We start from the raw sequence: 22917 nt of genomic DNA on the forward strand, positions 1-22917 counted from the left end.
CTGTTCACACTACTTGCATCGCGCCTGCTAGGTGTCATTTTGGTCCTCCAGTCAGGATGCAAGTGTAGTGTGAACAGGCCCTAGGCCAGGCGCCACTCGCTGGGGCTGACGCCGAACGCCGCCTTGAAGGCACGGCTGAAGGAGGCACTGTCGGTGAAGCCGTAATCCAGGGCAATTTCCAGGATGCTGCGGTGCTCGTTGTCCGGCGCCGCCAGGGCCTCGCGCACCGCGTCCAGGCGCACCCGGCGGATAAAACGCCCCGGCGTCAGCTGATGCTCCTCGAACAGCCGGTACAGGGCCCGCCGTGACACGTGCAGGGCGCCGGCCAGCTCGTCCGGGCTCAGCTCCGGATCATCGATGTGCGCGAGCACGTGCTGGTGGGCCACGTCCAGGGTGGTGGCGGCGGAGAGCTTGTCCGGCGCGGTGGCGCAGTGGAGCAGGGCGGAGAGCATCATTTGCACCGCCTGGAACACCGGGCTGGCGTTGCCGCCGCCGTCGCCATTCTGGTCGAGCAGCGCCATCACCGCGGCCAGGGCGGCGCGGGCGGTGGTGCGATCATTGAGGGTGTGGGCGCAGACTCGCTGGCTGAGCCGTTCCCAGCCGGGAATCGCCTCGTAGGGCAGCATCAGAATGGCCAGTTGGGCATGGTCTTCCATGGCCAGTTGATAGGGACGGGCGGTATCGCAGATGGTGACGTCGCCGGTGTGCAGCAGGGTTTCCCGGCCATCCTGCTCCACGGCGGTGCGTCCGTTCTGTTGCCACATCACCTTGAGCAGGCCTTCCTCGGCGCGGCGGGCGCCGAAACCGGTGCGTCGCACCTGGCAGGAATCGGAGCGGATCACGGCCACGGCACGGTGATCGAAGTTGCACAGCTGCACGTCGGCGCGGAAATCCTGCTTCTTGCTTGCGCTCATCTCCAGCCATGGGAAATTGCAGTTGACGAAATTCTGCCAGGGGCGGAAGCCTTCAATCACCTGGTGATTGCCCGGCGCGGGATGGGTGTGACTGCGTAATGCTTGCACGGCGCTCTCCACGGCATTCTCCATGGCGGTACTCGGAAAACGGTGACCGGGCTTTCGGCCCCGGTTCAGGACGGTCGGGTAACGCCTTCATTCAAAAAAGCTCATGCAAAAAGCATGCACGTGAAGGCCGGGTCCTGGTCCGGTGCGAAGCGCGGCTCACCGGTGTTCCGCGCCCTGGATGGGCCGGTTCAACCGGGTTGTTGTTATTAACCTATGAACGAATATAACAGATTGAAGGCGCCGGACAACAAAGCCGCCGGTGGGCCCGGCACGCAGCGTCAACAACTTTGCACCCAGTGCCATGCCGCTCCGCGGCGGCGGGCCGACAATGTCGCCATCATAAAAACGATTCCGATGGAGGCATTTCCGTGACTGAGAAGCGAGGACACTTCATTGCCGGCCGCGACGTGCCGGCCTCCGATGGTCGCACCATGAAAGTGGTGAGCCCCGCCAACGATTCGCTGCTGGCGGAGGTGGCGCAGGGCACCTCCGATGACGTGGAAGCGGCGGTTTCCGCCGCCCGCGCGCAACTGGACGGCGGTGCCTGGAGCGCTCTGTCCGGCGAGGATCGAGGCCGCCTGATCAATCGGCTGGCGGACCTGGTGGAACGGGACGCCGACACCCTGGCGGATCTGGACGCCGCCTGCATTGGCCGCCCCGGCATGGAACCACGCCTGCTGGACCTGCCCAACGCCATATCCACCCTGCGCACCTGCGCGGGCTGGGCCGACAAGATCGAAGGGCGCACCATTCCCACCCCCGGCTACATGGGCACGCCGACCCTGTCCTACACGGTGCGTGAGCCGGTGGGCGTGGTGGGCGCGATCATCCCCTGGAACACGCCCCTGATGATCACCAGTTGGAAACTCGGTCCGTTGCTGGCCGCCGGCTGCACCGTGGTGCTCAAGCCATCCGAGGAAACTCCGCTGTCCGCCCTGCATCTGGTGAAGCTGTGCCAGGAAGCGGGCATTCCCGATGGCGTGGTGAACGTGGTCACCGGCGTGGGCAGCGTGGTGGGCGAGGCGTTGTGCACCCACCCGGGGGTGGACAAGATTTCCTTCACCGGCAGCCCGGAAGTGGGCGCGCGCATCCAGGAAACCGCCGGCAGCCGCTTCAAGCGGATATCCCTGGAACTGGGCGGCAAAAGCCCGCAGATCGTATTCGACGACGCCGACCTGGACGCCGCCGTGCAAGGCTGCGCCATGGGCATCTTCTTCAACAGCGGCCAGGTATGCGCCGCCGGCAGTCGCATTCTGGTGCACAACAGCCGCCTGCGGGAATTCGCCGATAACCTGGCGGCGGTGGCCGAGGGCATCCAGGTGGGCGACCCGTCCGCCGGCGAGGTGCAAATGGGCGCGCTGGCCAGCGCCGCCCAGCGCGACAAGGTCACCGACTACATTCAACGGGGCGTGCAGGAAGGCGCCAAATTGCTCAGCGGCGGCGCCATGGACACGGAAAAGGGCTGCTTCGTGCGCCCCACGGTGTTCCTCGGCGATAACGACCTGAGCATCGCCCGGGACGAAATCTTCGGCCCGGTGGCCACGGTGATCGGCTTCGAGGACGAAGCGGACGCGGTGCGCCTGGCCAACGACACCCGCTACGGCCTGGCGGCCACGGTATGGACCGCCGATGTCGCCCGCGCCCATCGCGTGGCCCGTGCCGTGCGTGCCGGCGCCGTGGGCGTCAACTGCTGGGCGCCGATCGACGCGCGCCTGCCCTGGGGCGGCATGAAGGCCAGCGGCCTGGGTCGCGAGGGTGGTTTGAGCGGCGTGCTCGCCTACACCGAAGAAAAAGTGATCACCGTCGTGACCCAGTAAAACCGGTCCGGCACGTATAACAAGAATAGCGAGGACAACAATGAACACTTCGACCCGCATGGGCGGTGCGGCGGCCCTGGCCGCCGCCTGCCTGGTTTCCGCGTGCACCTATTTCGAGCGTGCGCCTGCCGATCCCTCCGTTTCCTCCCGCCCGGCGGCTGACGTGGATGCCGCCCGGCTGACCGCCGCCGCCGCCGAACCCGGCAACTGGATGACCCACGGCGGCACCTATCAGGAGCAGCGTTTCAGCCGCCTGGACCGCATCAACCAGGACAACGTGGGCCGCCTGGGGCTGGCCTGGACCTACAAGCTGGACCTGGACCGGGGCGTGGAAGCCACGCCCATCGTGGTGGACGGCGTCATGTACACCACCGGGCCGTTCAGCATGGTTTACGCTCTGGACGCCCGCAGCGGCGAGCTGCTGTGGAAATACGACCCCGGCGTCACCAGAACACGTGCCCGGGATGGCTGCTGCGGCCCGGTGAACCGGGGCGTGGCGGTGTGGAAGGGCAAGGTCTACGTGGGTGCCTATGATGGCCGCCTGATTGCTCTGGACGCCGCCACCGGCGAGCCGGTGTGGAGCGTGGACACCCTGATCGACAAAAACCGCAGCTACACCGTCACCGGCGCCCCCCGGGTGGTGAAGGGCAAGGTAATCATCGGCAACGGCGGCGCCGAGTTCGGCGTGCGCGGCTACATCACCGCCTACGACGCCGACACCGGCAAGCAGGCCTGGCGTTTCTTCACGGTACCCGGCGATCCGTCCCAGCCGCCGGAAAACGAGGCCATGGCCCGGGCCCGGGAAACCTGGTTCGGCGACCAGTACTGGAAGCAGGGCGGCGGCGGCACGGTGTGGGATTCCATGGCCTATGACCCGAGGCTGGACCTGCTCTACATCGGCACCGGCAACGGCAGCCTGTGGAACCGCCAGGCGCGCTCCGAAGGCAAAGGCGACAACCTCTACCTGAGCTCCATCGTGGCGCTGCGCCCGGATACCGGTGAGTACGTCTGGCACTACCAGACCACCCCCGGCGACCAGTGGGATTTCACCGCTACCCAGACCATCACCCTGGCGGATCTGGAAATCGACGGCGAGATGCGCCAGGTGTTGATGCAGGCGCCCAAGAACGGTTTTTACTATGTGATCGACCGGCGCAGCGGCGAGCTGCTCTCCGCCGAGAAGTACGCGCCGGTGAACTGGGCCGAGCGGGTCGACCCGGCTACCGGCCGACCGGTGGTCAACCAGGACGTGGCGGACTGGACCAAGGGCCCGCGCCTGCTGGTGCCGGGCCCGCTGGGCGCGCACAACTGGCAGCCCATGTCGTTCAGCCCGGACACCGGCCTGGCCTACATTCCGGTGCAGGAAGCGCCGGCCATGATGGTGCCGGACAACGATGCCACCTTCCGGGGCAAGAGCCGCTTCCAGGTGGGCAGCGAGCCGGTGGCACTGCCCGAGGATGCGGAAACCCTGGCCAAGACCGTGGCCGCCTACAAGGGCCGGCTGGTGGCCTGGGACCCGGTGGCGCGGAAGGAGGTGTGGCGCCAGCCGTTCCCCAGCATCTGGAACGGCGGCGTGCTGTCCACCGCTGGCGGCCTGGTGTTCCAGGGCAACGTCACCGGCACCGTGGCCGCCTACGACGCCGCCGACGGCGACAAGCTCTGGGAAGCGCCGGCCAACACCGGCGTGGTGGCCGGCCCGGTGACCTATGAGGTGGACGGCGAGCAGTACGTCACCTTCATGGCCGGCTGGGGCGGGGTGTTCCCGCTGGCGTTCGGCGGCCTGGCGGCCAACGCCAAGGTACAGCCGGAAGCGCGCATCCTCACCTACAAGCTGGACGGCGACGCCACCTTGCCTGAGCCGCAACGCCGCGCGGTGGCCGTGCCGGAGGCGCTGCCGCCGCTCACCGCCGATGCCGCCACCGTGGATCAGGGCCGTGATCTGTACAACGACAACTGCGGCCTGTGCCACGGCTTCAGCGCCATGGGGGGTGGCGTGGTGCCGGACCTGCGCTACATGGACGGCGACACCCACAAGGCGTTCCCGGGCATCGTCGCCGGTCTCTACCAGGACAAGGGCATGCCGTCGTTCGCCGGCCGCCTGACGCCGGCGCAGATCGAGGCGATCCACCAGTACGTGATCAAGCGCGCCCACGACCTCAAGGACAGCCTCTAGGGAACCAATAAAAAGCCCCGACCGGCGGACCGGTCGGGGCGGGCTGCCCCCCAAGGGCAGAAAAACGGTACGGGGCCGGTAGGGCCTGAAGCGTGTAGGGCCTAAAGCGTGTAGAGGAAGCTGGGGCCGGGGAATTCGGAACCGTTGTCCTCGCCGATCTCCTCGGCCACCAGTTGGTTGGTCTTGGCGTTCATGGCCATCAGCAGGGAACGGGCGTCCTCCGGGCGGGCCGCGAGGTTGTCGATCTCGTGGGGGTCCTGCCAGGTGTCGTACAGCTCCAGATCGTTGTGGGCCAGCAGGGTGCCCCAGTCCTCGGGCACATGGTGGCTGTCCGGGCTGAAGTAGCGGGCGAACTTGTAGCGGCCATCGAAGACCCCCCGGTGCAAGCCGCGATTGCCCAACTCCGGCCCCAGCCGCAGCCGCTTGAGAAAATCGCCCATCACCTTCACCGGGGTGATCTCATCGCCCTCGGTGACCAGTCGGCGAGTCGCCTCCGGGTCGGTGTAGAGCAGCACCCCGTAGGCGAACAGCACGCCGCGCTTGTCCCGTTGCGTGGGCTGGCCGTTGACCGCCGGGCTCAGGTCCACGCCCGGTGTCCCGGTGGTTTGCTGCCCCTCGGTGGCCAGGCCCACCAGCGTGGGAAGCAGGTCGAGGGTGGAGCCAAGATGGTTCACGGTACGCCCGCCGCGCACGTCCGGGTGGCGCACGATCAGTGGGACGCGGCTGTTTTCCTTGTAGATCATCGGGCCCTTCTGGCGCAGTCCCTGGGCGCCGGCCATCTCGCCGTGGTCGGCGGTGTAGACAATGATGGTGTTGTCGAGCTGGCCACTTTTTTCCAGGGCCTGAAGCACCCGGTCCACCTGCCGCGATACGTCGCGCAGGCAGTTGAAGTAATAGCTCTGATTGGCCCGCCAGGCGGCTTCGTCATCCTTGTCGATGTGGCCGTAAACGGCGTCGATGACTTCCGCGTAGGAGTGATGGCACCAGGGTTTGCCAGCCAGGCCGCCTTGGTGAAAGGAGGCCGGCAGGGGCACGTCGCTCCAGTCTTTTTCGTAAAGCGGATCGTTGGGAGCCGGTCGCAACGGCGCCATGAAGTCCGGATTGGCGCGGGACCGGGACTGCCGGTCGCTGGTGGCGAAGAACATGATGTCGTGGGGATTGACGAAGTTCACCGCCAGTAGCCAGGGCTGGTCCAGCCCGGTGCTGTCGCGCATTAACCACTGGCCGGCCTCGGCGGACACCATGCGATCCGCCAGATAGCCCTGCCAGACGGAGCCGTGCACGTCACCGGTCAGGTTGTAGTCGTGAAAGCCGTGCTTCTCCAGAGCCCGGCGCCGGCTCGGGTAGCTGCCGTACATAAGGCCCGGGCCGTCGTCGATGTCGGACAGGTGCCACTTGCCCTTGTAGGCGGTGTAGTAACCCAGGCGCTGGAACACCTGGCCCAGGGTGGGCAGGTCCTCGTTAAGGCTGGGGAACGGCGGCGCGTGCAGGTTGGCGGTCATGCCGGTGCGCATGGTGTGCTGTCCGGTGTACATCACCGAGCGGGACGGCGAGCAGGGCGAGGTATTGGCGTAGTACTGATTGAAGCCGACTCCGTGGTTGAGCAGCCGGTCGTGGGCCGGCAGATCCAGCGTGCCTGGCAGATCGCCCCAGCTCCGTTCCTGGTCGGAGACCAGCAGCAGGACGTTGGGCCGCCGTTTTCCGGCGCTGGCGGCGGCGCGCAGGGCCGGGGCGGTGCCCAGTGCGGCGGCGCCCAGGGCCAGTTGTTTGAGAACGGTGCGTCGGTCGGTCATCGGACCACCCCCTTGTTGTTTTTTTGAACGGCTGGGGGGAGTATGCGCAGTTAGCCCATAAACAGGGGTTATAAATCCATGCCCTTCAGGCCCGGTCCCGGGCTGCTAAAGTGGAGGCCGGTCAGGGAGCGGGAGGGAGACGATGCCCGGGTGGCAGTTGCAACAACTGATTCAGTTTCGCGCCGTCTATGAGCACGGCAGCCTGTCCGCGGCGGCGCGCGCCCTGGGGCTCACCCAGCCGGCGTTGAGCCGGGCCCTGGGCAAGCTGGAGGAGGAACTGGGAGCGCCGCTGTTCCAGCGCCATACCCGCTCCCTGCGACCCACCGAGTTCGCCACCGGGCTGTATCGCCAGGCCAGCCGGGTATTGCAGGAAAGCGCCGGACTGGACCGTCTGGTGGAGCGTTTTCAGGAAGGCCGGGAAGGGCGGGTCCGGCTCGGCTGCGGGCCGTTCGTGCCGGATCTGCTGTCGCGCAAGCTGGCGCGGGCGATGGCGGAGAGCGGCCTGAGCCTGCACCTGGACGTGCACACCGATCACTTCGAGACCCTGCGCGAGGGACTGTACGGCTACCGCTACGATTTCCTGCTTTACGATGGTCGCCGGCAACGGGACGTGCCGGACCACGACGATGTGGTGGTGGTGCCGCTGCTGACCCTGCCGTTGCGCATGGTGGCGCCAGCCGCCTGGGTGCGTGGCAAGGACCGGGCGGCGCTGGAATCGGAACCGGCGGCGCGGGCCTTCGCCGCCTCCCGGCCCTGGGCCATGCCCAGAGTATCGCCGGACTACGGCCGGCGCGCGGCGCCCTGGTTCCACCGTATGTTGCAGGCGCGCCACGGCGCGGAATTCCTGATGCCGACCCTGAGCGCCTGCGTGGGACTGTGCCGGGCCGGCCACGCCCTGACCCTGGCGCCGGACATTCTGATCGAGGAGGAACTGGCCGCCGGCTGGTTGGTGCCGCTGCCTCTGGACGTGGGCGCCGCCACCGAGACCTGCGCTTACCGACTGCGTTCGCGGCCCCTGTCCCAGGCCGCCGGGCGGCTATGGCGGCTGCTCGCCGATGGTGGTTTGCGCAGCGGCGAGGATGACCTCATCAGGCCGGCGTCCCGTTCCGAATCCGGAACAGACTGACCAGCGCGGCGCACAGGGAGAAGCCGGCGGCCATCAGCAGGGCAGGGGCGATGGCGTCTTCCATCAAGCTGAATACCAACGCGGTGAGGGCGGCGCCCAGGGTCTGACCGAGCAGCCGGGTGGTGCCCTGCATGCCACCGGCGCCACCACTGCGATGGCGCGGCGCGGAGCCGATGATGGCCCGGTTGTTGGGCGCCTGGAAGAACCCGAAGCCGAGGCCGCATAACGCCATGCAGGCGAGAATCACCGGCAGCGGCGCCTGCTTGGACAGCAACGCCAGCAATACCAGCCCGACCACCTTGGCGAGCAGGCCCAGCGAGCACAGCACGCCGATCGGATAGCGGTCGGCGAGTCGTCCGGCCAGGGGCGCGGTGATCATCACCGCCGCCGGCCAGGGGGTCATCAGCAAGCCGGTTTGCACGGCGCTGTAGCCAAGCACGTCGTGCAGATAGAAGGGCAGGGCGATGAAGGCCGCCATCTGGCTGGTGAAGGAACAGAACGAGGTGCCGATGGCCAGGGCAAACGGGCGGATACGCAGCAGATCCACCGGCAGCAGCGGTGACGACTGGCTCAGCTGGCGACGCACCAGAACCGTGCCCACCAGGCCGGCGGCGGCCAGCGCCACCAGCGCCGGGGTAACCGCCATGCCGTGGGCGAGGCCATCCACGGCGCTGACCAGCAGGCCGATGGCCAGGGCGTTGAGCAGGGCGCTGACCCAGTCGAAGGGGCGCGGATCGGTGGGCGTGCGCGGCAGGTTGCGCGACGCCAGGTACAGGGCCAGACCACCCAGAGGCACGTTGACGGCGAACAGCCAGGACCAGTCCGCCACCGACAGAATGCCGGCGGCCACGGTGGGCCCCAGGGCCGAGGACAGCGCCACCACCATGGCGCTCAGGCCGATGCCCCGGCCCAGGAAGCGGGCCGGGTAGATAAAACGCACCAGGGCGGCGTTGACACTCATCACGCCGGCGGCGCCGAGCCCCTGGAAGAAACGCGCCACCGCCAGGGTGACCAGGGAATCCGCCAGGGTGCAGACCAGGGAAGCGACGATGAACAGCCCCAGGCCGAGGCGGTAGATGCGCCGGTAGCCGACGATGTCGCCCAGCGAGGACAGCGGCAGCAGCGTCAGGGCCACCGCCAGCAGGTAGGCGTTGACCACCCAGACCGCGTCGGAACGACTTACATCCAGACTGTTGGCGATGGTGGGCAGGGCGACGTTGACGATGTTGCTGTCCATCACCGACATGCCGATGCTGGTGGCGATGGCGAGCATGGCCAGGCGGCGTTGCCGGGCCGGCAGACCATCGTGCTCGGCACGAGGGTCCGCGGGGGTACTGCTTTCTGGCAAGAAAAGGCTCCCGGTCGGGCTCACTGGGTGACCGGTGATGATACGCCCTTACGCGATAATGCGCCTATTGATTCTATTTATAAGGTCCGCTACGCGGACCCTTCTTTCAGGGCTTCGAGCACCGCCGCCGGCGTGATCGGGAGATGCCGCAGGCGCGCGCCCACCGCCGCCTGGATGCCGTTGGCGATGGCCGGCGCCACCACCGTGGTGCCCGGCTCGCCCAGGCCCACCGGCACTTCGGTGCTTTCCACCAGCTCGATTTCGATTTCCGGGGCGTCGATCATGCGCAGTGGCTGGTAGCTGTCCAGGTTGGTGTCCACCACCCGCCCGTTCTTGAACTCGGTGCCCTCATAGAGCGCCATGGACAAACCCCAAAGGGCACTGCCTTCCACCTGGGCGCGGGCACCGTTCGGGTCCACCACGGTGCCACAGTCGACCACCAGCCAGATCTTGTGCACGTGCACGCGACCGCTTTCCCGGTCCACGCTCAGGTGCACGGCGCCGCCCACCCAGGTGGGCATGTCGCGAGACTGGCCATAGGTGGTGGCGATGCCGATGGCGCTGTCGGCGGGCAGGTCGTCACGGCCGTAGCCGGACAGCTCCGCCACCCTTTCCAGCACCGCCGCCTGGCGGCGGGCGCCGCCCACGGAATTGGGCGCCAGGCCGGCGTTGCGGCCCTCGGCCTTGAAGTGGTCAAGACGAAACCGGAGCGGGTCCGCGCCGATATGACGGGCCGCCTCGTCCATGAAACTTTCCACCGCGAAGTTGATCCAGCCCGGCGATACTGAACGCAGCCAGCCGGGCCGGAAGGTGTGTTCGGCCAGCTCATTGGAGATCGCCCGGGCCCGTTGCGCGCCGACGCCGTACCAGTGGTCGATGCCGTCCGAGGAGAAAGGGTCGTAGGGTTCGCCATTGGTGCCCTTGGGCATGAAGCCGGGAATCATCACCTTGGTGGGCCAGCCGGAGGCCACGGCGCTGTCCATCGCCACCACCTTCTTGTCGGCGTCGAAAGCCATGCGCAGGCGCGACAGGGTGGGCGGGCGCACGCTGTCGAAGTGGCTGTCATCGGCCCGGGTCAGGATCATCTTCACCGGCTTGCCGTCCAGGGCCTTGGAGGCAAGCGCGGCGGGGATCGCGTAGTCACCGTTGAGGCGCCGGCCGAAGCCGCCACCCAGCATATAGGTGCGCATCACCACCTGGTCCTCGTCCACGCCCAGGGCTTTTTGCAGCCAGGGCAGGCACAGGGACTGCCACTGGTTGCCGGTGTGCACTTCCCAGACACCGTCGTCGTTGCGGAACACCAGGGCATTGACCGGTTCGAGCTGGAAGTGCAGCACGGTCTGGGTGCTGTAATCCGCCTGGAAGGTGTCGGCGGCGTCCGCGAACGCGGCGTCCACGTCGCCGGTGTCGCCGGTGTCCATGATGGCGCCGGCTCCGCTGTCGTCGATCAGGCGCCGGTTCTCGGCCTGGATCTCCGCCTCGCCCACGTCGGTGGCGTCGCCGGTGCGGTAGGATACCTTGACGCGGTCGGCGGCCTGCCGTGCCGCCCAATGGCTGTCGGCGATGACCATCGCCCAGCCCGGCGCGGTGCCGGAGGGGTCGTCCAGTTTCAGGGTTTGCCGGTAGCCCTTGATGCCCTTGGCGGCGCTGTCGTCGATGGCGGTGATGACACAGTCGTAGCGGGTCGGCGGCAGGATCGGCGCGGCGTGCACCATGCCCTCGACCTTGGCGTCGATGCCGTAGATCGCCTGACCGTTGGTCTTGGTGTCGATGTCCAGGGCCTTCAGATCCTGGCCCAGCAGGGTCAGTTGATCGTGGGGCTTGAGCGGCAGGGCCTTGAGTTCATCCTCGCTGAACGGGCGGTCGAGACCTTGACGCACCAGCTCGCCGAAACCGATGCTGCGAGAGCCGGCGCTGACCCGACCGTCGGCCACGGTGACCGAGTCGACGTTGACGCCCCACAGGGCGGCGGCTTTCTCCGCCAGGGCCACGCGCCCGGCGGCGCCGGCGCGTCGGTAAACAGGCCAGCTTTGCCACACCGACCAGCTGCCGCCGGTGACCATGGTGCCCCACTTGGGATCGCTGTCGACGTGGTCGATGTGCACGTCCTGCCAGCGGGCGCCCAGTTCATCGGCCAGGATACGGGCGATGGCGGTGCCCACATGCTGACCCATCTCGGCGCGGATCACGTTCACGTTGACCCGGCCCTCGGTGTCGATCCAGTACCAAAGGGTAGGTTCGTAGCGACGCCCGGCCGCCTCCAGGGGCTGACCATCGGTGGTGCCCGGGTTCATCGCCGCCAGGCCGGAGCGCGGGAAACCGAACACCGCGCCGGCGGCGCACATGGATACCAGAAAGGCGCGCCGGCTCAGGCGTGGCGCGTCCAGTCGGTCATCGGATGGAAGGCGCTGCTCATCCATTGGCGCTGGCCTCCTTGATGGCGGCGGCGGCGTCGCGGATGGCGCCGCGGATACGCGGGTAGGTCATGCAGCGGCACAGATTGCCGGTCATCACCGCGTCGATGTCCTCGTCGGTGGGCGCCGGAATGTCCTTGAGCAGGGCCGCCGCCTGCATGATCTGGCCGGACTGGCAATAGCCGCACTGTGGCACCTGAAGTTCCCGCCAGGCCTGTTGCAACGGGTGCGCGCCGTCGGCGTCCAGCCCCTCGATGGTGGTGATGTCGGCGCCGGCCACGTCCTTGAGCGGGGTGATGCAGCTGCGCGTGGCGCGGCCGCCCACGTGAACGGTGCAGGCGCCGCACAGGCCGATGCCGCAGCCGAATTTGGTACCGCTGAGGCCGGCCAGGTCGCGCAATGCCCACAGCAGCGGCATGTCCGGGTCCGCGTCCAGGCGAACCGTCTCTCCATTGATGGTGCACTCGATCATGGTGGAGTCCTCGTCAATGCGTTCCAACGTGGGCGCGCAGTTCGCCCACCCGGGCGGGCAGATCCGGCCAGGCCGGCAGGTCGGTGCGGGTCGCTCTCAGGTAGGCGGCGATAGCGGCGATCTGCTGGTCGCTGAGCGCGGAGCGGAACGCCGGCATGACCACGCCCTGGTTGCCGGCCTGCGCGGGTATCCCGTCCAGGATCACGTGAATCAGGTTGGCCGGGTCGTCCAGTCGGGTGGCGGAGTTGATGCCCAGGTCCGGGCGCGTCGGCTGCAGGTTGTCGGCCCGGTCGTTGTAGTGGCAGGCGGCGCAGGCGCTGGTGTACAGCCGCTCGCCGTTGTCCAGCCGCCAGGCCGGGTCCGGCTTGCCGGCCTCGATGCTGGCCTGCACCGAGGAGTAATCCGGGTCGGGCAGGGGGGCACTGTCGCCGTCACGGGTGATATCGGCGAAATAGACGCCCAGGGCGTGCAGATCCTGGTCCGGCAACTCGGCGATGCCGGCGTGCACCACCGGCCCCATGGGGCCGGCGGCGACACCGTGATAGGCGTCGGCACCGTCTTTCAGGTACTGGGTGAGATCGGCGGCGGTCCAGCGCATCGCCGACGGATTACGGCTGGTCAGCGCCGGTGCCGTCCAGGTATCGATCACGGCGCCCTGGTAGCGTTGCCCGCCTTTCTCGGCGCCCAGCGCATTGCGGGGCGTATGGCAGGCGCCGCAATGGCTGATGCCCTCGGCCAGATAAGCGCCCCGGTTCCAGGCGTCGCTCTTGTCCGGGTCCGGCTGGTAGCGGCCGAAATCCACGAACAGCAGTTTCCAGCCGGCCTGCAGGAAGCGCAGGTTCAGTGGGAACGGCAGCGTATTGTCGCGGGTTTTTTGTTTCACCGGCTTCACTTCGCTCATCAGGTAAGCGTAGAGCGCGTCCACGTCCTGGTCGGAGAGTTTGGTGAAGTGATCGTAGGGCAGGGCGGGGAAAAGGTGCCGGCCTTCACGGTCCACGCCTTCGTGCAGAGCGCGGCGGAAGGCTTGTGGCGACCAGGCGCCGATGCCGGTGTCCGGGTCCGGGGTGATGTTGGAGGCATAGATGGTGCCGAAATCACTGACCACCGGATAGTTGCCCGCGTAGGGCTCGCCGCCCTCGGCGGTGTGGCAGGTGGCGCAGTAGCCGGCGGCGGCCAGCACCCGGCCTTTCTCGATGGTGGCGGCGTCGAAGTCGGGGCGTTCCGAGGCGTTCATGGGGGCCAGCTCGCCATGCCAGGCGTACACGGCGAACCCGCCGATCACCACCACCGCCAGCACCAGCACAGTGGCCAGGATACGTTTCAACATGGCTGCGTCCCTTCCTGTTCGATCCGCGAACCAAGATACACCCCGCCGATGGCGCCGCCAATATTTCCGGACAATTAATAGGGGTTTGGCCGGGGTCGACGGCGGGGTCGGCGGTTGGAACCGAGGACGCCCCGCGCAGTCCGATTATTCAAGCTTTTACGCATTGGCATCCCGCCTTTGGGTAAGGTTGCCGGTGGGCCAAGGAAGAGGTAAGGACCAACCCGATGAAGCGTAGAACCCTGTTGAAAAGCGCCGTGGCGCTGGCCGCCTGGTCCGGCCTGCCCTCGGCGCCGCTGTTCGCCGCCGCGCGCGCCAACCAACGCATCGCCGACGGTGAAGCCGAGCCGTTCAGTTTCAAGCAATTGCGGCAACGGGCCCGGGAGCGGGCCGCGCGCCCCTATCGCGATGGCGCCCGTGCCTTGCCGCCGACCCTGGCCGGCCTGACGCCGCATCAGTACAACGAGATCGGTTACGATCCGGATCATGCTCTGTGGCATGGTCACAGCGAGCGCCTCAACATTCAGTTCATTCATGCCGGCATGGGTTTCGACCAACCGGTGCGAATGCACTCCCTGGACCCGGACAGCGGCCAGGCACGGCGTATTCATTTTCGTCCCGAACTGTTCGATTACTCGCGCGTCGAGGTGGACCTTTCACAGCTCGGCGAGGATCTCGGCTTCGCCGGCTTCCGGGTGTTCAAGGCGCCGTCGCTGGCCGAGAAGGATATCGTCTCCTTCCTGGGCGCCAGTTATTTCCGTGCCGTGGACGGTAGTTACCAGTACGGCTTGTCGGCGCGCGGCGCGGCGGTGAATACCTACGCCGATGGTGAGCGCGAGGAGTTTCCGGATTTCACCGATTTCTGGTTCGAGACGCCGGCCCCCGGCGCCACCCGCTTCACCGCCTATGCGTTGCTCGATTCCCCCAAGCTGGCCGGTGCCTACCGCTTCGTGATCGACTGCGGCGAGGACGGCGTGGTGATGGACATCGACAGCCATCTGTTCCCCCGCGAGGCGATCACGCAGCTGGGCGTGGCGCCCATGACCAGCATGTTCAGCTGCGGCGGCCACCAGCGCCGGCAATGCCGTACGCTGCATCCACGCATCCATGATTCCGACCGCCTGGCCATGTGGCGCGGCAATGGTGAATGGGTGTGCCGCCCGCTGAACAACCCGCCGCGCATTCAGTTCAACACCTTCGATGACGACAACCCGAAGGGCTTTGGCCTGCTGCAGACGCATCGGGACTTTGACGATTACGAGGACGTAATCGGCCGTTATCACGACCGCCCCAGCCTGTGGGTGGAGCCCAAGGGCGAGTGGGGCGCGGGGGAGGTCCAACTGTTGGAGCTGCCCACCACCGGCGAAACCATGGACAACGTGGTGGCGTTCTGGAAGCCGGCGCGGCCCTTGAAGGGCGGCGAAGCGCTGGCCTTTGGTTACCGCCTGCACTGGGCCGCGCGGGCGCCGGTGCACACCGACCTGGCGCGGGTGCGCGCCACCCTGAGCGGCATGGGGGGCTTTCCGGAAGGCTGGGCGCCGGGGGAACATTACCCGGAGGTCTGGGCGGAACGTATCGCCGTGGATTTCGTGGGTGGCCGGCTCAAGGAATTCTATGACCAGGACATCGATATCGATACCCAGCTGGACGTGTCCGCCGGGCGGATCAAGGATCTGCATGTACTCTGGGTCAAGGACCTGGACGGCTTTCGGATTCTGTTTGACTGGTATCCGGACAGCGACGCCACGGAGCCGGTGAACATGCGTCTGACGCTGAGCGCCGAACGGCGGGTGGTGAGTGAGACCTGGTTGTTCCAGTACTTCCCGCCGCCGGCCGGGGAACGGACCTACCCGCCGTTCCCGGGTTCCTCCGAGGGGTAACCAAAGCGCCGCGCCACCGGCGCGGTGATCGCCTCGATCAGGCGCCGTTCATGGTCGCTGAAGCGGGGCTGGTAGTAGGTGGGAGCGTGCAACCCGCCGGCGGCGTCTTCCAGGGTGCTCGCCGATACCTCCAGCCCGGCATGGGCGAACAGTTTCTCCAGCGTGTCCCGGGGCGTGCCACACAGATCCTCGTAGCGCACTACCAGGGCCGCTTCGCGCAGCGCCGGGTCCCGTTCCAATACGTCGGCCACGTGGTCGTAGATGGCCGCCCAATAGCGGGCCCAGCCTTCCACTTCATTGCCGCCGTCCCAGAGCTCGCCGATGTAGGCGGTGAGCCGGTCATCGCCGGTGTTGATGGCGCGCCGGTCAAGCCCGAACTCGTAGTGGCCGACCCGGCGCATGTGATCCAGGGCACGGGGCTCCTTGCTTTCCCCGGCCACGAACAGATCCTGCTGCTTCATCAGCGACGCGATATGCCACACCGGATCGCGGATCATCAGCAGGAAGCGGGCGTCCGGGTACAGGCGGTGAAGGTAGCCGAGCCGCGCCAGGTTGTAGTTGCCCTTGGCCAGGTAGCGGCGGCGTCGGCGTACCGCCAGCAGCTTGCGGATGTGCTGGTCGTAGAAAGCCTCGAACTCCGGGTGCGAGGCATCGCGGCCCAACACGGAACTGCGCGCCGGATCATGGATGTCCGGGAAGAACGCCATCCACAGCATTTCCTCGAACGCCTCCGGACTTTTCGAGGTCACCTTGATGCCGTCCTGGTGGGCCCGTTCCCGGGCCTGCTCGGTGGCCCCGGGCACCAGCGAAAGCCAGCGGTTCCACCAGTAGGGCACCGGCAGAAACGGAAAATCCGCATAGCGGTGGGTGGCCACCTCCGGGTGGGCGGCCAGGTGTTCCAGCACGATGGTGGTGCCGGAGCGGGCCAGGCCGGTCACGTAGATTGGCCGGTCCACGCTCAGGTCGGCGATGGCGTCGCCGACAATGCGGGTTTCCAGGTTGCCGAGCTTGATCCAGGCGCGCGGGTGGCGATGCACCCAGCCGCCGGCGTGGTGCATCCAGGGCGTGACCTGGAAGCCCGGGTCGATATCGGGTTCGGATTGCCGTGCGTTCATTCGATTTTCGCCCATCGGTAGGTCAGCAGGGAGACGATCAACATGATCGGGAAGAACACCATCAGCCAGTGGCGCATCCAGTCCGGTCCGAACGGCAGGTAGCGTGGCTGCGGCAGCTCGATGGTGACGCGCCGCGCGCCGCTCTCTTCGGGCAGGTAGCCGAGGGGATTGCCGATCAGGGTGTTCCACCAGTGACGTTGCTCCACCACCGGGATCGGCGCGGTCATGGCCACTTCCGCCACGGCGCCGCCGCCGTCGCCGTCGCGCACGATCACCCGAGGGACGTCGCCGCCCTCGATCCATTGCGCCTGGTAGGTGGCCGGCACGGCTTGCACCGCCGGGGTTTCCCCGGCGGCGGGCAGCCGGTGGGCGTAGTGCCCCTCCAGCCAGGTGAGCAACGCCAGCAGCGGCAGGATCGAGATCAGGGTGGGAATCAGCACCAGCCCCAAATGCCGGAACGCGGTGCCGAACTGTGCCTTGATCAGCGGACCGGCGTCACTGAATTCGCCGTCGAAGCCGTTCAGGGCGCGGCGCGCCTCGCGGGCCTCGCGCTTGGCCTCGCCGATGCGTTGCTGTGGCGAGAGCAGCCGGTAGAGCAGCAAGGTGCCGACCCCGGCCAGCAAGGCCCAGACCGCGAGGCGGGCGGCGCCGGGCAGCACCGTGGCCATCCCGGCGTCGATGGCGGCGAACAGGGGCGCCGGCAGATCGAACAAGGCCATGGTTACTCCTAGGCGTGATGATCGTCGCGGGTGGAGGGGGCGTTGGGCTGGTCGTCATTGGCCGGCGTCTCGTCGGCGGGCGCGTCGGCCTCGCGGCGGGCGCTTTCATCGGCGGCCTGGGCCTTGCGTCGGCGCAGCCGGCGTATCGGCCACAGAATCACGAACAGAACCGCCACGCCGATGGCGGCGATGATGCCCCACAGGGCGGTAAGCAGGCTCAGGCCGGCGCCGGGGCCCACATAGGCGGAAGCCAGGCCGGGCAGGGTCAGCGCCGCCAGTGCCAGGGCGGCGACGCGGTAACGGTGGGGGAACGGGAAGTTCATGACGAATCTCCTCGGTTACGGGTCGGAGCGGGGGACGAGCCGGGCGCGGAAATCCGCGTCCAGGTCGTCGAGAGTGAGGCGTTGCGCGGCGGACACCACCGGGATGTACTGATCCTGGTCACCGGCGCGCACCGGATTGACGAATTCCCAGACGATGTCGCCGTCGGGCGCCACCTCGAACAGGCGGCCGCCATCGGATTCAGTGATCAGCCAGTCGCCGTTGGGAAGCTCTTCCACGGCGCCGCGCAGACCACTGTCAAAGGGGTGTTCCGCGTCACCGGTATAGCTGGCCACGATGCGGTCGTTCTCCGGGTCCACTTCCAGAACGCGGGTGCGGTTGTCTTTCTCGAAATGGCCCAGGTTGTCGAACAGGGTGAAATGTCCGGCATCGTTTATGCGCGGATAGTGCTGGCCCAGCCAGGGGCCCTTGAGGGCCCAGGTCATTTCGCCGCTGTCGGCGTCCACCAGAGCCACGGCGCCGGGATGCCGGAACGACAACAGCACCTGTCCGGCGCGGCCATCGGCCGGGGCGAAGCGATCCGCCAGATCCTGGTTAAGGAATTGCACGCTGTTGGTGTGCAGGGGGTCGGCGGTGGCGAAACTGGGTACCGCGTAGAACAGGTCCGCGTAGCGGGATTCCATAAACGCCTTGGACAAGGAGACCTTGCTGCGCTCCTCGCCGGTGTCACCGTCGAGCACCACCAGATAGTCGTCCAGCCAGGGGTATTCCAGTTTGGCGAAGGCGGGCACCTTCCGATCGGTGAACTCATGGGTGAGGACGACCACGTCGCCGTCCGGGGTGATGTCCAGGTCATGGTGGGTGCTGGCGTGGTAGCCCCAGATCACTTCCGAATCCGCGTTAAGGCGTACCAGCCCGTAGCCCCAGGGAGTGTCGTTATTGGCGATGTAGATCGCCAGCAGGTCGCCGTTGGGCAGCACACGCGCCTTGCGCCAGTAGATGTGGTCGTCGGGGCGCGCTGCCCGGCCCGGGGGGCTTTGTTCCCACACCTTGCTGTAGGGCAGTGCCCAGCGGTGCAGCACCTTGCCCTCCATGTCGACCAGATCCGCATGGCTGCCGTCGCCGGAGGTGTACAGGGTCAGACCCTGGTAGGCCCGTTCCGGGTCGTGGATGGTAACGCCGCGTTCATCGCGGCGCGCTTCACGCCACAGGTCGGACTGGGTGTACAAATCGATCAGGGTATTCTGCTTGAGCACCGCCTGGGCGGCCTTGTGCGCATCGTTGAACAGGGGGTAGGGGTAGGTCTTGGTGAGCACCACGAAGGCGCCGCCGACGAACGCGATGAATACGATCGCCAGGAAAAAAAGCCCGAAACCGATTCGATCCGAATTTTTCATGCCGTCATCCTGTCAGCCATCCCGGCCGCCGTTCAGGGCGGGTTCAGGACGTTAGGACCCAGCATCGGGGAATGGTTTGTGTTCCTTTGTAAAAGGTGGAAAGCGGAGGGCGTTTTGTGAACGGCGCCGCACCGAAAAGACGATGTGGCGCCGGTTTTTCGTACCTCTGCCTGGCTTACAAGGGCTCGATGTTGTCGTGCATGGACAAGGGTTCGTGGTTATCCCGGTTGGCCAGGAAGTGCGGCCGTGCGTCGTGCCCGCAGAACGGCTTTTCCAGCGTGTTGTCCACGCTGTTGTAGACAAAGAACAGGTTCGAGCGGGGCCATGGTGAGAGGTTCTTGTTGGACGCGTGCAGGGTGTTGCATTCGAACAGCAGCAGTGAACCCGGCGGGCCCTTGGGCGCCTGAATACCGCCCTGATTGACCAGGTCGCGCAGGTTCTGCTGGCTGGGCACGCCCACTCGCTGGCTCTTCAACGAGTCCTTCCAGTTATCCTCCGGCGTGGCACCGTGGCAAGGTACGAAGTAATGGTGCGAACCGGGGATCAGCATCAGCGGCCCGTTGAACTCGTTGTTGTCGGTGAGCATGATCGAAGCGCTTACCGCGCGCATGCGTGGCATGCCGTCCTCGGAGTGCCAGGTTTCGAAATCGGAATGCCAGTTGAAGCCGCTGCCCTGGAAACCGAACTTGTCGTTGATGCGCGACTGATGAATGTAGACGTCGCCGCCCAGTAGCTGACGCACCATGCCCAGGATGCGTGGGTCCCGTGTCAGTTCATCGAAATGCCGGGACAGCTCGTGCATGGCGAATACCGAGCGGATATCGCCGGATTCCGGGTCGGTGATCACCTGGTCGGACTTCACCAGATCCGTGTCCTTGGCGATCTCCTTGAGTTCATCGAAGAACGGGCGCACCCGCTCCTGGGAGAAAAAGCCTTCGAACCACAGAAAGCCGTCGCGCTCGTAGCGGGACAGGGCTTCCTCGCCCAGGGGGCCGTTCCAGCGGTCCTGGTTGCGGGCGTGAATCACCGGGTCCAGCCGGGTGAACCGTTTCTGGTCCTGTTCCATTCGTGTGGGGAAAAGGTCTTCGCTGGTCATGCTGTGCTCCTCCTCGCGAGAATCCATTTTCGACTTGAGGGACTGCCACGGCGTGACCGGCGCGGAAACCGGATCGCGGCGGGCATCAGGGGCGATTGTGCATACCAGGACGGGGGGCTTCAGCCCTCTTCAATAGTTCTTTACAGCGCTGATGTAAAAGGTGGCGGAATGCCGCCCAGTCGCTCCTACATCAATATCAGGCATACGGCGGAAACAAAAAAAAGCCCGGCGCGAGGCCGGGCTTTTTCGAGGTCGGTGGGAGGGTCCCTTAACTGGCTTGCGCCACCGGGATCTTCACCGTGTCCGCTACCTGCTGATACTCCTCCATGCGGTCGAAGTTCATGTAGCGGTAGATCTCACCGGCCATGGAGTCGATGGTGTTGGCGTACTCCATGTACTCCTCGGCGGTGGGCAGCTTGCCGAGCACCGCGGCGATCGCCGCCAGCTCCGCGGACGCCAGATAAACGAAGGCGCCCTGGCCCAGACGGTTGGGGAAGTTCCGGGTCGAGGTGGACACCGCGGTGGACTTGGGCGCGATCCGTGCCTGGTTACCCATGCACAGGGAGCAGCCCGGCATCTCGGTGCGCGCGCCGGCGCGGCCGTAGATGTTGTAGTAGCCCTCTTCGGTGAGCTGGTGCTGGTCCATCTTGGTCGGCGGCGCCACCCACAGGCGGGTGGTCAAACCGTCTACTTTTTCCAGCAGTTTGCCGGCGGCGCGGAAGTGACCGATGTTGGTCATGCAGGAGCCGATGAACACTTCGTCGATCTTGGCGCCAGCCACGTCGGACAGGGTCTTGGCGTCGTCCGGGTCGTTCGGGCAGCACAGTACCGGCTCCTTGATCTGATCCATGTCGATCTCGATCACGGTGTGGTACTCCGCGTCGGCGTCGGCACGCATCAGGCTCGGATTCTTCAGCCACTCTTCCATGCCCTGGATACGGCGCTCCAGGGTACGGGCATCACCGTAGCCGTTGGCGATCATCCACTTGAGCAGGGTGATGTTGGACTTCAGGTATTCCGCCACGCTGTCCTCGGACAGGGTGATGGTGCAGCCGGCGGCGGAACGCTCGGCGGAGGCGTCGGACAGCTCGAAGGCTTGCTCCACGGTGAGGTCTTCCAGACCCTCGATTTCCAGCACCCGGCCGGAGAACACGTTTTTCTTGCCGGCTTTCTCGACGGTCAGATGACCTTCCTTGATCGCCTGCAGCGGAATCGCGTGCACCAGATCCCGCAGGGTGATGCCGGGCTGGCGCTTGCCTTTGAAGCGCACCAGCACGGATTCCGGCATGTCCAGCGGCATCACGCCGGTGGCGGCGGCGAAGGCCACCAGGCCGGAGCCCGCCGGGAAGGAAATGCCCATCGGGAAACGGGTGTGGGAGTCGCCGCCGGTGCCGACGGTGTCGGGCAGCAGCATGCGGTTCAGCCAGGAGTGGATGATGCCGTCACCCGGGCGCAGGGAAACGCCGCCCCGATTCATGATGAAGTCGGGCAGGGTGTGCTGGGTTTCCACGTCCACCGGTTTCGGATAGGCGGCGGTGTGGCAGAACGACTGCATCACCAGGTCGGCCTGGAAGCCCAGGCACGCCAGATCCTTCAGTTCGTCGCGGGTCATCGGGCCGGTGGTGTCCTGGGAACCCACGGTGGTCATCTTCGGCTCGCAGTACATGCCCGGGCGCACGCCCTCCATGCCGCAGGCCTTGCCGACCATCTTCTGGGCCAGGGTAAAGCCGGCATTGGAGTCGCCGGGCTGCTCGGGTTTGCGGAACAGCTCGGACTCGCCCAGACCCAGGGCGGAGCGGGCCTTGGTGGTCAGGCCGCGACCGATGATCAGGTTGATACGGCCGCCGGCGCGTACTTCGTCCAGCAGTACCTGGGAACGCAGCTCGAACTCGGCGATCACTTCACCGTCTTTCTCCACCCGGCCTTCGAACGGGTAGATGTCGATGACATCGCCGGTTTCCATTTTTTCCACGTCACACTCGAACGGCAGCGCGCCGGAGTCTTCCATGGTGTTGAAGAAGATGGGCGCGATCTTGCCGCCGATGCAGACGCCGCCGGCGCGCTTGTTGGGCACGTAGGGGATGTCGTCGCCAAAGTGCCAGAGCACGGAGTTGGTGGCGGATTTACGGCTGGAGCCGGTGCCCACCACGTCGCCCACGTAGGCCACCGGATGGCCTTTCTTCTTGAGCTCGTCCATCTGCTTGAGCGGACCGATCTCGCCGTCCTTCTCGGGGAAGATGCCTTCGCGAGCGTTCTTCAGCATGGCGTTGGCGTGCAGCGGGATGTCCGGGCGGCTCCAGGCGTCCTGGGCCGGGGACAGGTCGTCGGTGTTGGTTTCGCCGGAGACCTTGAACACGGTGACGGTGAATTTCTCGGACAGGTCCTTGCGCTGGGTGAACCATTCACCCTCGGCCCAGGACTCGATCACTTCCTTGGCCTTGGCGTTGCCGGCTTTCATTTTGTCTTCCACGTCGTGGAAGGCATCGAACACCAGCAGGGTGTGCTTGAGTTCCTTGGCGGCCACTTCGGCCAGTTCCTCGTCGTCGAGCAGCTCGATCAGCGGTGCCACGTTGTAGCCACCCTGCATGGTGCCCAGCAGTTCGGTGGCGCGCTTGCGGTCGATCAGAGGGGAGCTGGCTTCGCCTTTGACGATGGCGGACAGGAAGGCGGCCTTGACGTAGGCGGCCTGGTCAACACCCGGCGGAACGCGATTGACGAACAAGTCCTGGATGAACTCCTCTTCACCGGCGGGCGGATTCTTCAGCAGCTCCACCAGTTCGGCGGTTTGCTGTTCGTCCAGCGGTTTCGGGGGGACGCCCTCGGCGGCGCGTTCCTCGACATGTTTGCGATAGGCTTCTAGCACAGCGAATCCCTCGTTTCGTCTGACTGATTTCTTTTGGAAATCAGTTGGTTGGGGTATGTCTGGGGGTTGGAATTGC

The 22917-nt window shown here is 66.4% G+C and carries 16 protein-coding genes; 4 read left to right on the plus strand and 12 right to left on the minus strand.

Going from position 1 to position 22917, the window contains the following annotated elements; genetic code table 11:
- Nucleotides 1-80: 80 nt before the first annotated feature.
- Nucleotides 81-1022, minus strand: coding sequence for a helix-turn-helix domain-containing protein (locus ACLD02_RS14790; protein ID WP_203099859.1), 942 nt, complete (start codon nucleotides 1020-1022; stop codon nucleotides 81-83).
- A gap of 368 nt (nucleotides 1023-1390) precedes the next feature.
- Between ACLD02_RS14790 and ACLD02_RS14795 the strand changes: the two genes are divergently transcribed.
- The gene (locus tag ACLD02_RS14795) at nucleotides 1391-2839 is read left to right on the plus strand and encodes an aldehyde dehydrogenase family protein (protein WP_410299056.1); all 1449 of its coding nucleotides are present in this window, start codon (nucleotides 1391-1393) and stop codon (nucleotides 2837-2839) included.
- 40 nt (nucleotides 2840-2879) lie between these two features.
- Nucleotides 2880-5012: a PQQ-dependent dehydrogenase, methanol/ethanol family gene (locus ACLD02_RS14800; RefSeq protein WP_410299057.1), complete on the plus strand. Its 2133-nt coding sequence runs from the start codon at nucleotides 2880-2882 to the stop codon at nucleotides 5010-5012.
- A 101-nt stretch (nucleotides 5013-5113) separates the two neighbouring features.
- Here ACLD02_RS14800 and ACLD02_RS14805 read toward each other — a convergent pair whose 3' ends face one another.
- Nucleotides 5114-6805 carry a sulfatase-like hydrolase/transferase gene (locus ACLD02_RS14805; protein WP_410299058.1) on the minus strand — a complete coding sequence of 564 codons (1692 nt, stop codon included), beginning with the start codon at nucleotides 6803-6805 and terminating at the stop codon, nucleotides 5114-5116.
- A 142-nt stretch (nucleotides 6806-6947) separates the two neighbouring features.
- Between ACLD02_RS14805 and ACLD02_RS14810 the strand changes: the two genes are divergently transcribed.
- Nucleotides 6948-7931 carry a LysR family transcriptional regulator gene (locus tag ACLD02_RS14810; protein ID WP_203099851.1) on the plus strand — a complete coding sequence of 328 codons (984 nt, stop codon included), beginning with the start codon at nucleotides 6948-6950 and terminating at the stop codon, nucleotides 7929-7931.
- Here the strand turns inward: ACLD02_RS14810 and ACLD02_RS14815 are convergent.
- The 4 genes from ACLD02_RS14815 to ACLD02_RS14830 all read right to left on the minus strand — a co-directional run bounded on the left by ACLD02_RS14815 (nucleotide 7894) and on the right by ACLD02_RS14830 (nucleotide 13492).
- On the minus strand, nucleotides 7894-9279 hold the full coding sequence (locus ACLD02_RS14815) for an MFS transporter (protein ID WP_238400754.1): 1386 nt from the start codon (nucleotides 9277-9279) through the stop codon (nucleotides 7894-7896). The two genes, ACLD02_RS14810 and ACLD02_RS14815, sit on opposite strands and share 38 nt — an antisense overlap.
- Nucleotides 9280-9368: 89 nt before the next feature.
- Nucleotides 9369-11699: a molybdopterin cofactor-binding domain-containing protein gene (locus ACLD02_RS14820; RefSeq protein ID WP_410299059.1), complete on the minus strand. Its 2331-nt coding sequence runs from the start codon at nucleotides 11697-11699 to the stop codon at nucleotides 9369-9371.
- Nucleotides 11692-12165, minus strand: a complete 474-nt coding sequence (locus ACLD02_RS14825; protein ID WP_203099848.1) for a (2Fe-2S)-binding protein — start codon at nucleotides 12163-12165, stop codon at nucleotides 11692-11694. The genes ACLD02_RS14820 and ACLD02_RS14825 overlap by 8 nt, the downstream gene beginning before the upstream one ends.
- A 13-nt stretch (nucleotides 12166-12178) precedes the next feature.
- Complete coding sequence (locus ACLD02_RS14830; RefSeq protein ID WP_203099846.1) at nucleotides 12179-13492, minus strand: cytochrome c; 1314 nt, start codon at nucleotides 13490-13492, stop codon at nucleotides 12179-12181.
- 224 nt (nucleotides 13493-13716) lie between these two features.
- Between ACLD02_RS14830 and ACLD02_RS14835 the strand changes: the two genes are divergently transcribed.
- The gene (locus tag ACLD02_RS14835) at nucleotides 13717-15369 is read left to right on the plus strand and encodes a glucan biosynthesis protein (protein ID WP_203099844.1); all 1653 of its coding nucleotides are present in this window, start codon (nucleotides 13717-13719) and stop codon (nucleotides 15367-15369) included.
- Here the strand turns inward: ACLD02_RS14835 and ACLD02_RS14840 are convergent.
- The 6 genes from ACLD02_RS14840 to acnB all read right to left on the minus strand — a co-directional run bounded on the left by ACLD02_RS14840 (nucleotide 15336) and on the right by acnB (nucleotide 22841).
- Entirely contained in the window at nucleotides 15336-16484 is a 1149-nt protein-coding gene (locus ACLD02_RS14840) for a sulfotransferase family protein (protein ID WP_410299060.1), read from the minus strand. The two genes, ACLD02_RS14835 and ACLD02_RS14840, sit on opposite strands and share 34 nt — an antisense overlap.
- Nucleotides 16481-17203 (minus strand): hypothetical protein, encoded by a 723-nt coding sequence (locus ACLD02_RS14845; RefSeq protein ID WP_410299061.1) that lies wholly within the window; start codon nucleotides 17201-17203, stop codon nucleotides 16481-16483. The genes ACLD02_RS14840 and ACLD02_RS14845 overlap by 4 nt, the downstream gene beginning before the upstream one ends.
- A gap of 8 nt (nucleotides 17204-17211) precedes the next feature.
- On the minus strand, nucleotides 17212-17526 hold the full coding sequence (locus ACLD02_RS14850) for a hypothetical protein (protein ID WP_203099838.1): 315 nt from the start codon (nucleotides 17524-17526) through the stop codon (nucleotides 17212-17214).
- 15 nt (nucleotides 17527-17541) lie between these two features.
- Nucleotides 17542-18882 carry an arylsulfotransferase family protein gene (locus ACLD02_RS14855; protein ID WP_410299062.1) on the minus strand — a complete coding sequence of 447 codons (1341 nt, stop codon included), beginning with the start codon at nucleotides 18880-18882 and terminating at the stop codon, nucleotides 17542-17544.
- A 175-nt stretch (nucleotides 18883-19057) separates the two neighbouring features.
- Entirely contained in the window at nucleotides 19058-19978 is a 921-nt protein-coding gene (gene thpD, locus ACLD02_RS14860; RefSeq protein ID WP_203099834.1) for an ectoine hydroxylase, read from the minus strand.
- Between the two features lie 268 nt (nucleotides 19979-20246).
- The gene (gene acnB / locus ACLD02_RS14865; RefSeq protein ID WP_410299063.1) at nucleotides 20247-22841 is read right to left on the minus strand and encodes a bifunctional aconitate hydratase 2/2-methylisocitrate dehydratase; all 2595 of its coding nucleotides are present in this window, start codon (nucleotides 22839-22841) and stop codon (nucleotides 20247-20249) included.
- Between the last annotated feature and the right edge of the window lie 76 nt (nucleotides 22842-22917).

The sequence above is a fragment of the Alloalcanivorax sp. C16-2 genome, assembly GCF_046507615.1.
GTDB lineage: Bacteria > Pseudomonadota > Gammaproteobacteria > Pseudomonadales > Alcanivoracaceae > Alloalcanivorax > Alloalcanivorax marinus_A.